Origin of the sequence: Micromonospora sp. AB353 (assembly GCF_049538395.1) — a bacterium.
Taxonomy (GTDB): Bacteria; Actinomycetota; Actinomycetes; order Mycobacteriales; family Micromonosporaceae; genus Micromonospora; species Micromonospora aurantiaca.
This window is the reverse complement of the sequence record NZ_JBMVFV010000123.1, coordinates 1-11,582: the sequence shown is the minus strand read 5'-3', so window position 1 is coordinate 11,582 and position 11,582 is coordinate 1. Positions and strand designations below refer to the sequence as shown.

Annotated in this window: 10 protein-coding genes; 7 read left to right on the top strand and 3 right to left on the bottom strand. The window is 73.5% G+C overall.

What is annotated here, in order from left to right:
* The first annotated feature begins 40 nt into the window (after positions 1–40).
* Positions 41–1,546, top strand: a complete 1,506-nt coding sequence (locus tag ACPCK6_RS28160) for a hypothetical protein (protein WP_423482708.1) — start codon at positions 41–43, stop codon at positions 1,544–1,546.
* A gap of 10 nt (positions 1,547–1,556) precedes the next feature.
* Here the strand turns inward: ACPCK6_RS28160 and ACPCK6_RS28155 are convergent, their stop codons facing one another.
* A complete protein-coding gene (locus ACPCK6_RS28155; RefSeq protein WP_423482707.1) occupies positions 1,557–2,510 on the bottom strand; it encodes a S41 family peptidase in 954 nt (317 codons plus the stop codon).
* A gap of 77 nt (positions 2,511–2,587) precedes the next feature.
* On the opposite strand from ACPCK6_RS28155, the gene ACPCK6_RS28150 reads away from it, so the two are divergent.
* The 5 genes from ACPCK6_RS28150 to ACPCK6_RS28130 all read left to right on the top strand — a co-directional run bounded on the left by ACPCK6_RS28150 (position 2,588) and on the right by ACPCK6_RS28130 (position 7,436).
* Positions 2,588–3,085: an ArsR/SmtB family transcription factor gene (locus ACPCK6_RS28150; protein ID WP_423482706.1), complete on the top strand. Its 498-nt coding sequence runs from the start codon at positions 2,588–2,590 to the stop codon at positions 3,083–3,085.
* Positions 3,086–3,214: 129 nt separating this feature from the next.
* On the top strand, positions 3,215–5,494 hold the full coding sequence (locus ACPCK6_RS28145; RefSeq protein ID WP_423482705.1) for a putative bifunctional diguanylate cyclase/phosphodiesterase: 2,280 nt from the start codon (positions 3,215–3,217) through the stop codon (positions 5,492–5,494).
* Between the two features lie 130 nt (positions 5,495–5,624).
* Positions 5,625–6,257, top strand: a complete 633-nt coding sequence (locus ACPCK6_RS28140; protein WP_423482704.1) for a hypothetical protein — start codon at positions 5,625–5,627, stop codon at positions 6,255–6,257.
* Positions 6,258–6,366: 109 nt separating this feature from the next.
* Complete coding sequence (locus ACPCK6_RS28135; RefSeq protein WP_423482703.1) at positions 6,367–7,125, top strand: MerR family transcriptional regulator; 759 nt, start codon at positions 6,367–6,369, stop codon at positions 7,123–7,125.
* A 26-nt stretch (positions 7,126–7,151) separates the two neighbouring features.
* Positions 7,152–7,436, top strand: a complete 285-nt coding sequence (locus ACPCK6_RS28130; protein WP_091418876.1) for a putative quinol monooxygenase — start codon at positions 7,152–7,154, stop codon at positions 7,434–7,436.
* Positions 7,437–7,442: 6 nt separating this feature from the next.
* On the opposite strand, the gene ACPCK6_RS28125 is transcribed toward ACPCK6_RS28130, so the two are convergent.
* Together ACPCK6_RS28125 and ACPCK6_RS28120 are read right to left on the bottom strand one after the other, a co-directional pair.
* The gene (locus ACPCK6_RS28125) at positions 7,443–8,951 is read right to left on the bottom strand and encodes a GntT/GntP/DsdX family permease (protein ID WP_423482702.1); all 1,509 of its coding nucleotides are present in this window, start codon (positions 8,949–8,951) and stop codon (positions 7,443–7,445) included.
* Between the two features lie 22 nt (positions 8,952–8,973).
* Positions 8,974–10,515 (bottom strand): gluconokinase, encoded by a 1,542-nt coding sequence (locus ACPCK6_RS28120; protein ID WP_423482701.1) that lies wholly within the window; start codon positions 10,513–10,515, stop codon positions 8,974–8,976.
* Between the two features lie 266 nt (positions 10,516–10,781).
* Here ACPCK6_RS28120 and ACPCK6_RS28115 point away from each other — a divergent pair.
* On the top strand, positions 10,782–11,582 hold an 801-nt coding region (locus ACPCK6_RS28115; RefSeq protein WP_423482700.1), incomplete at its 3' end, for a hypothetical protein.

Genomic DNA, 11,582 nt, shown 5'->3' with positions numbered 1-11,582 from the left:
CCGCGCGCCTGCGCGCCGACGCTCTCGAAGGACAGACCGCGTGAGTACGCTGCGCGCGCTCGCCCGGGCGCAGGCGGTCGCCACCGGGCGGGCCCAGCCGGTGGCCACCGTCCGCCACCTGCACCTGTCCGAGCGGCCGCTGGTGCTGGTGCCGCTCGCGCTCGCAGGTGAGGCGAACGCCCCGCTGGCGGCGATGGTCGGCGCCGCGCCCGACGAGGCCCGGCTGCTGGTGGTGCCGCAGCCGCGCAACCGGGACCAGCGGTTCGCGTTCGCCGCCGAGCTGGCCGCGATCGTGCTGCCGTACCTGGACGAGTTCCGTGACCTGACCGAGGCGGTGCCGGTGGACCGGGGCCGCGACGTCCGGCACCGGTACGTGGACGCGCCGCAACTGCTGGTGCCGAACCCGGCCGGGATCACGTTCCTGCGGCTGTTCGGCCGCTCCACCCGGTTCCGCCGTACCGACGGCGACTATCCGGTGCATCAGTCGGTGCCGCTGCTGGGCCGCTGGTTGACGTTCTTCGCCGAGCGTGCCGAGCAGCCCGGCTCGTCGGCGTTGCTGGCGCTCACCGACGCGCTGGCGCTGCACTGGGCGACCGGGCAGAGCGTGGTGGAGGATCTGCACCTGCCGGCGGTGCTGGGCTGGCTGGACCCGCCGGCCGGGCTGACCGGCGCCGAGGCGGCGGCCCGCGCCGAGGATCCGGAACACTGCCCGCCGGCCGGGCCGGCCACCGACCCGGACTTCGACAACCGCCGGCTCGCCCCGGCGATCGAGACGTACACCCGGGCCGAGGACGATCCGGCGGCGCGCGCGGCCGCGTACGACGAGCTCGCCGGTCTGCTGCGCGACCAGCTCGCGCCCACCTGGGAGCTGATGTGGCGCGGCGTCGGGCTGCTGCGGACGCTGCCGGCCGGCGCGCGGGTGGCCGGCCGGTGGGCCGGTGACCGGGACGCGTTCACCGCGCACGCCGAGCACGTCGACGCCGGGGGCGGCCCGCAGCCGCGGCGCGACGGCGCGGTGGCGGCGGCGCTGCGGTTGCAGCGGCTGGAACGGGCGTCGACGGCGTGGGCGGTGCAGCGCGCCTACGACGATCCGCTGGTGATGGCCGAGCACCGGCTGTCCGGTGAGGCGTTCGTCGGCGAGGTGACGCTGGCCGATCCGGCGCGGGTGGACGACTCCGGCAAGCGGCCGGTGCTGCGTCCGCGTATCCAGGTGGTCACCACCGAGCCGGTGCCGATGCCGGTGGGCGCGACGCTGTACTCGCCGGCCCGTCCGGGGCAGAAGGCGAAGGTCGTATTCGTGACGCCCGGCGGCGACGGCAAGACCGAGGTGGTGCTGGAGCTGTCCGGGGGGATGGGCCGGGGGCTGTCCGCGCCGCCCGGCAGCGTGCCCGAGGTGGGCGAGCGGATCTGCCTGACCGGCCTGTCCGACGGTTTCCTGCCGGGTGGCGTGTTCCCGGCGCCGGAGGAGACGCCGTGGACGCATGGCGGACCGCCGGGCACTGCCGCCGCGCCGCAGGATCCGGCCCCGGCGGAGGACTGGTCCTGACCCGCGCGGCTCAGCCCAGGGCGGCGAGGGCCGTCCGCGCCTCGGCCGCCGTCGGCCGGTCCGGGTCCGCCGCCAGCAGCGCCTCCAGGCTCCGCCGGTACGCGACGTCGCGTGCCCCGTCGGCCGGGCTCGCCAGGTCCGGGGTGACGCCGCAGCCCTCCCAGTTGGTGCCGCTGACCGCGTGCACGGGCCGGGCCACCGGCACCGTGAGTTCCAGGTGCGGGTGCAGCCGGTGCCCGACCCGGGGGTGCGCGCCGCCCCGGGTCGGCTCACCGACCACTGTGGCCCGGCCGAACTGCTGAAGGTCGTACGCCAGTTCCTCGCCGCCGGAGAACGTCGCCGGACCGGTGAGCACGTGGACCGGCTTCTCCGGCGCGTAGCGGGGGACCGGCAGCCAGGCGGCGGTCCAGAACTGGCGGGTGGTACCGGAGCGTTCGTGCATGGTGTGCAGGTGCGTCGGTTCGGCGAAGAACCAGCCGCAGAGCAGCGCCACCCCGTCCGGGCTGCCGCCCTCGGTGCCACGCAGGTCGAGCAGGAGCGCGTCGGTGCCGGCGAGCAGCCGCAGCGCGGCGGTCAGCGCGTCGCCGGCCAGGTCGGGCGGGAACACGTACGGCTTGATCTCCAGCAGCCCGACGTTTCCCGGTAGCCGTTGCACCCGGGTCACGCCGCCCATGCCGAGCGCGGCGAGGCGCGCGAAGTGTTCCCCGGTCGGGTCGTCGGCCTCGTCGGACAGCGGCTGGTCGTGGTGCTTGAGCCGCAGGTGCAGGTCGCGGTTCGCCGATTGGAGGTCGGCAGTGACGAGCGCGCCGAGCGTGGCGGCGTCGCCCGCCTCGGCGTACGCCCCGGCGTGCAGGCGCTCGCGCAGGTGGCCGGCGATCTGGTCGGCGACGTCGGGCAGGACGTACTCGTCGGCGACCAGGGCGGCGGCTCGTTCGACGATGGCGGTGATCTGGTCCGGATCCATCGAGTCCCCGTTCTCGTGGTGGGGGAGAAGTAGAGCAGCCGGTTGACAAAGCGTCAAGAGAACTAGACGCTTTCGCGGTGACCGACGATCCGCTGGAGATCCGCGACCCGGCCCAGTTCAAGGCGCTGGCCCACCCGTTCCGGCACCGGCTGCTGTTCGCGCTCGGGGCTGGTCCCGCCACGCTCAGCCGGCTCGCCGCCCGCCTCGGCGCGGCGAAGGGCACTGTGGCCCACCACCTGGCGGTGCTGACCGAGGCCGGCATGGTCCGCCCGGCGCACAGCCGTCAGGTCCGGGGCGGCACCGAGCGCTACCACGAACGCACGTTCCGCCGCCTCGTCGGGGCCGACACCGACGCGAGTGCCACCGCCGCGCTGCTCGGGGCGTACGCCGAGGAACTCGCCGGTGATCCCGACCCGCTCGTGCACCTGCGGCACGTGCGGCTCACGCCGGCCCAGGCCCAGCGCCTGCGATCCACGCTGGACGAACTGGTCGGCGAGGCGGAGGAGGCGCCGTCGGGGCAGCCGCGCTACGGCGTGCTGGTCTCCCTCTACCGGCACCCGCCTGCGGTCCGCTGACCGACAGTCGTTGACTCTGGCGGCAGTCCCCGGCGCTGGCTAGGCTTGCGCCGTCCGTCGTCCGGTCCTCGTCGTCGAGGGTGCACGTCTGGAAGAGAGCCGGAGCGCATCGTTGTATCCCAGCACGACGTGAGCCTCGCCGCGGCGGCGCCGGCCCGTCATCCGCTCGTCGGCCGTGTCGGACTTGCCGCGGCCGTCGTCGTCGTACTCGGGGAGATGGCCTGGCTGGCCGCCCGGCTGCCCGGCGCGGCGCTGGTGAGCGACGTCGGCGCGATGGCGGTGTCGAGCTGGGCGGCGGTGCTCTGCGTCGGTGCGGCGCGACGCCAGCCGGCCACGTTGCGCCGGTTCTGGCAACTGCTCTCCGCCACCATGATGCTCGCCGCGCTCGGCCGCGCGGTGTGGACCGGGGAACGGCTCGGCGGGCTCGGCCTGCCCCACACCCCACTGGTGGCGGGCCTGTTCGCCGCCGGCATCGTCACCGGCACCGGTGCGCTGCTGTGCTCCCGCACGGGCCCGCGCAGCCTGATCGGCCGGGCCCGCACCCTGCTCGACGGGGTGATCGTCGGGCTGGCCCTCATCCCGATCGGCTGGGTGGTGGTGTTCCACCGGATCACCGACGCCGAGCTGGCCGATCCGATGCGGACGTTCGGGCTGCTCTACCCGATGTTCGACCTGATGCAGCTCACCATCCTGGTCGCGGTGGCCGGTCCGGGCCGGCCGATGTGGCGGGCGCTGACAGTGATCGGGGCTGGTCTGGCGATCCGGTCCGGCGCGGACGCCGTCTACGTCTCGCTCGTCGCACGCGGCGACTACACGCCCGGGCACCCGGTCGACGTCTGCTGGCCGCTGAGCTACCTGCTGGTCGGCCTGGCCACCCGCTATCCGCCTCCGTCCGACGGGGACGGCGAGGACGACGTGGTCGACTCGCCGCTGCCGCCGTGGTGGCGGGTCGCGTTGCCGTACCTGCCGGTGGGCGGCGCGATCGTCGCGGTCCTGCTGTCCCGGCAGCCCAGCGGCCAGACCCCGCAGGTGGTCTTCATCGGCATGATGGGCCTGCTCGGGGTGCTGGCGCTGCGCCAGGGGCTGGCCGCGAACGAGAACCTGCGGCTGGTCGGCCGGCTGCGCCGGCTCGCGTACTCCGACCAGCTCACCGGCCTGCCGAACCGGCTGACGTTCGTCCGGCGGCTGCGCCGGGCGTTGCGCGCCGACGGCCCGGTCGCCGTGGTGCTGCTCGACCTGGACGGCTTCAAGCAGGTGAACGACAGGTTCGGGCACGCCGCCGGGGACCGGCTACTCACCGTCACCGCGGAGCGCATGCGGGACGCGGTCGGCCCGGACGGGATGATCGCCCGGCTCGGCGGTGACGAGTTCGCCGTGCTGGTCGCCGGGGAACGTCAGGTGTCCCCCGAGCGGCTCGCGGTCCGGCTGCTGGCCGCGCTGGAACCGCTGCCGGGCGAGGAGGACCTCGGCGTCCACCCGTCGGCGAGCATCGGCATCGCGGAGTACGGGCCGCAGCACGCCTCGCACACCGACCTGCTCCGCGACGCCGACATCGCCATGTACGCGGCGAAGGCCGCCGGCAAGGCCGCCTACCGCACGTGCACGCCGGAGCTGCGCGAGTCGGCGGTCAGCCGGGCCGAACTGATCGCCGACCTGCGCCGGGCCGTGGACGAGGGCCAGTTGCTGATGGAGTTCCAGCCGATCGTCGACCTGGACACCGGCACGGTACGCAGCGCGGAGGCGCTGGTGCGCTGGCGGCATCCCCGGCTGGGCGTGCTGACCCCGGCGCGGTTCCTGCCGCTGGCCGAGGAGACCGGGCTGATCGTGGCCATCGACAGGTGGGTCATCCACGAGGCGTGCCGGGCGGCGGCCACCTGGCGCCAGCACGCGCCGGACGTGACGGTGGCGGTGAACATCGCTGCCGCCCACCTGTGCCGGCCCGACCTGATCGCCACCGTCACCGGCGCGGTCGGCGCGGCCGGTCTGCCGCCCCGCGCACTCACCCTGGAACTCACCGAGTCGGCGCTGATCGAGGGCAGCGAGTCGGTGCTCGACCGGCTGTCCCAGCTGCGCGACCTCGGCATCCGTATCGCCATCGACGACTTCGGCACCGGGTACTCGTCGCTGAGCTACCTGCACCGCATCCCGGCCACCGAGCTGAAGATCGACAGATCGTTCGTGTCCCGGCTGGACGCCGGTGACGCCCGCGCGTACGCCACAGTCGAGATGGTGAACCGGCTGGCCGGCGCGTTCGACCTGGCCGTGGTGGCCGAGGGTGTGGAGACCGTCGCGCAGCACGCGGCGGTCACCGCGATCGGCTGCCGGCAGGGCCAGGGCTGGCGGTACGGCCGTCCGGCCGCCCTGCCCGATCTGCTTCCCGCGTTGTCCGGGGCCGGCGCCGAGCGCTGACCGGCCCGGGTCGACGGGGGCCGAAGGTCCCGGACGGGACAGGGGATTCGACCCTGCTCACCGGCGGTCCGCCACCGCCATGATGGTTCTCGTCAACAAGACGAACACACCCTCCACACGGGAGCTTGATATGAAGCGACGGACGCTCGATCTGCTGTTCAGCATCGGTGGGCTGGGCCTGGCGGTCCTGCTGCTCGTCGTCGGCGTCGTCCTGACGACGAACGCCAACTTCGCCAACGACTACGTACGCGACCAGCTCGGCGCGCAGCACATCACCTTCACCCCGGCGGACAAGCTGTCGGACGAGGAGAAGAAGTCGGACTGCCTGCGCGAGTACGCCGGCCAGAAGATGACCACCGGCAAGCAGGCCGAGTGCTACGCCAACGAGTACATCGGCCTGCACCTGAAGAACATGGCAGGTGGCAAGACCTACGCCGACCTGGGCGAGCCGCAGAGCGCGCTGCGCGAGCAGGTGGCCCAGGCCGAGCAGAGCAACGCCGCCAACCTGGCCGAACTGCAGAAGCAGCTCGCCGAGGTGAGCGCCCAGCGGGAGACCGTGTTCAAGGGCGAGACGCTGCGCGGCCTGCTGCTCACCTCGTACGGCTTCAGCGAGTTCGGCCGTAAGGCCGAGCAGGGCGCCCTGGCCATGTACCTCGGCGCGGGCCTGCTCCTGCTGCTCTCGATCGCCGGTCTGGTGCACGCCTTCCGCACTCCCGCAAACGCGACCTTCGCCGCCCCGGAGAAGGAGAAGATCACCAACTGACCGCACCGGCGACGCCCCTGGCCGATCATGGTCGGGGGCGTCGTCGTGTTTCCGGCTTGACCCTCACGCAGCGGAAGGCGGGAGTCTTTGTGGCGGAAGGGAGGGAACCATGCCGTACACGGTGGGACAGGTGGCGCGGGCGGCCCGGGTGACGGTCCGGACGCTGCACCACTACGACGAGATCGGGCTGCTGCGGCCCAGCGGGCGTACGCCGGCGGGCTACCGCCGCTACGACGAGGCCGACCTGGACCGGTTGCAGCTCATCCGGTACTACCGCGAGCTGGGGTTCCCGCTGGAGGAGATCGCCGCGATCCTGGACGATCCGGACTCCGACCCGGTGGCGCACCTGCGCCGGCAGCACGAGCTGCTGTCCGGGCGGATCGGAAAGCTCCAGGAGATGGTCGCGGCGATCGAACACGCGATGGAGGCGAGGACGTTGGGGATCCAGTTGACGCCGGAGGAGCGGTTCGAGGTGTTCGGGGACTTCGACCCGGACGAGCACGCCGAGGAGGTCGAGCAGCGCTGGGGCGGCACCGAGGCGTACCGGCAGTCGCAGGAACGCGCGGGCCGCTACTCGAAGGAGGACTGGCTGCGCAACAAGGCGGAGAACGATGACTGGGGGCGGCGGTTCGCCGCGCTCATGGACTCGGGCGCGCCGGCTGACGGCCCGGAGGCGATGGCGCTGGCCGAGGAGCACCGGCAGCTCATCACGAAGTGGTGGTACGACTGCTCGTACGAGATCCACACCGGCCTGGCCGACATGTACGTGGCGGACCCGCGGTTCACCGCGTACTTCGAGGCGCTGCGGCCCGGGATGGCCGCTTACCTGAACGAGGCGATCCACGCCAACGCGATCACCCGGTCCTGACGGGGGTCCGTGGCAGGATGGCCGGCATGCTCATCGTCGCCGGCACCCTCTACGTCGATCCGGCCCGGCGGGACGCCTACCTGGCGTCCTGCGAGGCCGCCGTCCGCGCGGCCCGGGCCGCGCCCGGCTGCGTGGACTTCGCGGTCAGCGCCGACCTGGTCGAGCCGGGCCGGATCAACGTCTACGAGCGGTGGGAGTCCGACGAGCAGTTGCTGGCGTTCCGGGGTTCCGGCCCGGAGGCCGAGCAGGTGACGGAGATCCTCGGCGCCGAGGTGCACAAGTTCCGCATCTCCGGCGTCGAGGCTCCCTGACCGTCGCTAGACGAAGACGTCGAGCAGCAGGACGCCGAGGAAGCCGACCACCGAGATGATGGTCTCCATCACCGACCAGCTCTTGATGGTCTGCCCGACGGTCAACCCGAAGTACTCCTTCACCAGCCAGAAGCCGGCGTCGTTGACGTGGGAGAAGAACAGCGACCCGCAGCCGATGGCCAGCGCCAGCAACGCCACCTCGGGGCCGGCGAGCGTGTCGGCCAGCGGCGCGACGATGCCGGCGGCGGTGATGGTGGCGACGGTGGCCGAGCCGGTGGCGACCCGGATGCCGACCGCCACCAGCCAGCCGAGCAGCAGTGGCGACAGGTTCGCGCCGTCGGCGGCGTTCGCGACCAGGTCGCCCACGCCGGCGTCGACGAGCACCTGCTTGAAGCCGCCACCGGCGGCGACGATCAGCAGGATGCCGGCGATCGGCGGCAGCGAGCCGCCGAGGAAACCGGAGACCTGGGTACGGCTGAAGCCGGACCGGTAGCCCAGGAAGATCATGGCGAAGATGACGCCTGCGAGCAGGGCGATGATCGGGGTGCCGACGATGTCCAGCGCCTTGCGGCCGGTGGTGTCCTCGCCGAGGGTCAGCTCGCCGATCGCCCGCAGCAGCATCAGCACCACCGGCAGCAGCACGGTCACCACCGCCGCCCAGAGCGCCGGAGCGCGGCGCGAGCGCCGTCCGGCCGGCTCGTCGATCGCGCCGCCGGGCCGTCCGGTGCCCGGGTTGACCAGGTCGTCCTCGGTGACCAGGTCGCCGTCGGCGTCGAGCCGTCCGTCACCGGGCCGGGTGGGGCTGCGGTCGTCGGTGTCGCGCCGGGTCGGCAGCAGCTCGGCCGGTGCGGTGGCCGGCACGTACCGAGCGATGATGTTGCCGAAGACCGGACCGGCGATGATCACCGTGGGGATCGCCACCAGCAGGCCCAGGGCGAGCGTCTGACCCAGGTTGGCGCCGAGCGCGTCGATCGCCACCAGCGGGCCGGGGTGCGGCGGCACCAGGCCGTGCAGCACCGACAGGCCGGCGAGCGCGGGAATGCCGATCTTCATCAGCGGCACGTTCACCCGCAGCGAGACGAGCAGCACGATCGGCACCAGCAGGACCACGCCGACCTCGAAGAACAGCGGCAGGCCGATGAGCGCGGCCACACCGGCCATCGCCCAGGGCAGCGCGGTCCCGGAGACCCGGCCGACCACCCGTTCCACGATGCCGTCCGCGCCGCCGGACTCGGCCAGCAGGCCGCCGATCATCGCGCCGAGCGCGATCAGCAGACCCACCCCGCCGACGGTGGAGCCGACGCCGCCGCTGAACGACGTGACGATCTTGTCGACGGGTACGGCGGCGACCACGCCGAGGACCGCCGCGCCGAGGATCAGCGCGAGGAACGGGTGCACCTTCCCCCACGCGATGAGCAGCACCACCGCGGCGATGCCGAGCAGGGCCGCGAGGACGAGCTGGGTGTCACCGGCGTTCGTGAGCGGTTCCGCGGGTGCGGCGAGCAGTGTGACCACGGCTATCACGCCCTTCGGTCGGTCAGCGGGGTGGTGCGGTGGGTGGTGGTTCCGGCGGCAGGCTCGGTGCCATCCGCCGCAGCGACGCGAACGTGGGTACGAGGGCGTCGTACAGCTCGGAGAAGAGGGGGAGCAGCGCCGCGTACGTGGCGGCGGAGGCGGGGTCCGGGCGGACCGTCTCCTCGATCCGGACCAGGTCGGCGGCGACCTCGATCGATTCGATGAGGCCGAGCGCCTGCATGCCGAGCAGCGCCGCGCCGAAGCCGGACCCCTCGTGCCCGGCGGGGAACCGCACCGGCATGCCGAGCGCGTCGGCGAGGATCTGCCGCCACAGCGCGCTGCGGGCGAAGCCGCCGCTGGCACGGACCTCGCGTACCTCGTTCCCGGCGGCCCGGACCGAGGCGAGGACCAGGGCGAGCTGCTGGCAGACGCCCTCCAGCGCGGCCCGGACCAGGTGCGGCCGGCCGTGGCCGTGGGTCAGCCCCACGTACGCGCCGCGGGGCAGCGCGCTCCAGTGCGGCGCCCGCTCGCTCAGCAGGTACGGCAGCATGATCAGCCCGCCGGAGCCGACCGGCGCGGTGGCGGCCAGGTCGAGCAGCTCCTCCTCGGCGTGCTCGCCCAGCTCGGGAGCGAGCGCGTCGTTCGCCCACTGGAGGACGATCCCGCCGTTGTTGATGGCGCCCCCGACCACCCAGCGGTCCTCGGTGAGCGCGTAGCAGAACACGCCGCCGAGCGGGTCCACGCCGGGGCGTTCCACCATCACCCGCATCGCGCCGCTGGTGCCGATCGAGCAGGCCACCACGCCGGGGCGGACCGCGCCGAGGCCGAGGTTCGCCAGCGGCCCGTCCCCGGCGCCCACCACCAGCGGGGTGTCCACCGGCAGCCCGGTGGCGTGGGCCGCCTCGGGGGTGAGCCCGGGCAGCACGTGGGTGGTGGGGACGAGCTGGGGGAGCTGTTCCTCGGTGATGCCGGCGATGCGCAGCGCCTCGGTGTCCCAGGCCAGCCGGTGGATGTCCATCAGGCCGGTGGCGGACGCGACCGAGTGGTCGGTGACGAGCGCGTCGGCGAGTCGCCGCAGCACCAGATCCTTGATGCCGACCCAGTGCGCGACCCGCTCGTGCAGTTTCGGTTCCTGCTCGGCGAACCACACCAGCTTGGGCAGCGGCGCCATCGGGTGGACGGGGGTGCCGGTGCGCCGGTGCAGGGCGAGCCCGGACGGCGCGGCCCGCAGGCGTTCGGCCTGCGCGCTCGCGCGGGAGTCGGCCCAGGTGATCGACGGGGTCAGCGGGGTGCCGTCGGCGTCCAGCCCGATCAGGCTGTGCATGGCGGTGCTGAACGACAGGCCGGCCACCGGTACGCGCAGCTCGTCCACGACCGCGCGGATCACGCCGAGCACGGCTTGATAGATGAGGTCCGGATCCTGCTCGGCCCAGCCCGGGTTCGGTTCCTCCAGCGGGTAGCCGATCGAGTGGCTGGCCAGTTGCCGGCCGGTGGTGTCGAACGCGACGGCCTTGGAACTGGTGGTGCCGATGTCCACTCCCACCACCACGGCCGGGTCGCCCACCGGTGCACCTCCTCGCCGCCCGGGGGCCGCGCGCCGCCCCGCCGTTGCGGCTGACGTTACCGACGTGTCCACGCGCGCGCATGACGAAGCGGGACCGCCGGGAGCCGGTGCCACGGAACGTGAATCGACGCGAGAGTTTCCGCCGATTGTGTAGGTCAATCAGCCGATCGGTCTAATTGGCGACTTTCGCGTGTCTTGGTACCCATCCCGCGTCGTTGACATGAATGACACCCCGATTGGTGGGCTCGCGCGGCGGAGGAGTCGGCGTGGCGAAGACTGATTCGACGGGTTCCACATGGCGGTACCGGTGGGCGCACCGGCAGAACGAGCGTCGGCAGCGGGCCTTCCGCGCCGCCGACGAGGCGTGGCGACGCCGCGACGACGAGCTGCGCCGCCTGCGTACGCTCGCGGTGTCCTTCCACGGCTCGGCCCAGGCGGGCGTCGGCCTGCCGATGGAGCTGGCCCCCGGCGAGGTGGTCTTCTGGACGCTCCCGGCCGCGCAACTGGTCGAGGTCCGGCACACCGCCGTGCTGCCGGCCCCCGAACTGACAGTCGACCCCGACCCGCCGGCGCTGCGCCCCCGCCGCCCCGAGGGCGTCAAGGTGGTCGACGCCGGGCTCGCCGTGCTCACCAACCGGCGCCTCGTGCTGCTCGGCGGACGCGGCCGGCGCGACTGGGCGTACGGACGGATGACCGGCCTGTCCCACGACCCCGGCGCGCCGGTCACCCTGATCCAGGTGCTGGACCGGCGGCGTACCTCCGGGTTGCTGCTGCCCACCGGCGCGGCGGCCGACTTCCGGTTCACGCTCACGCTGGCGTTCGCCGACGCGATCGAGCAGCGCGCCGCGGTGGTGGCCGAGCTGGACGAGTTGATCGCGGAGCACACCGCGGCGCGGCCCGAACGCCCCGCCGTGCTCACCCCCGCCCAGGCCCGCGTCACCGCGCTGGTGCCCGGCGGCCGGCGGACCGTGGCGGTCGGCGCGGCGCTCGCGCTGATCGTGCCGGCGATGCTCATCGAGTCCAACCCGCCCACCCGGGCCGGTTCGGAACGCGCCGCCGCCGCGACC

Bases quoted from the DNA above. Each gene is read 5' to 3' on its own strand.
- ACPCK6_RS28155 (WP_423482707.1), bottom strand. From the start codon at position 2,510: ATGGATCCGGACCAGATCACCGCCATCGTCGAACGAGCCGCCGCCCTG.
- ACPCK6_RS28140 (WP_423482704.1), top strand. From the start codon at position 5,625: ATGAAGCGACGGACGCTCGATCTGCTGTTCAGCATCGGTGGGCTGGGC.
- ACPCK6_RS28135 (WP_423482703.1), top strand. From the start codon at position 6,367: ATGCCGTACACGGTGGGACAGGTGGCGCGGGCGGCCCGGGTGACGGTC.
- ACPCK6_RS28130 (WP_091418876.1), top strand. From the start codon at position 7,152: ATGCTCATCGTCGCCGGCACCCTCTACGTCGATCCGGCCCGGCGGGAC.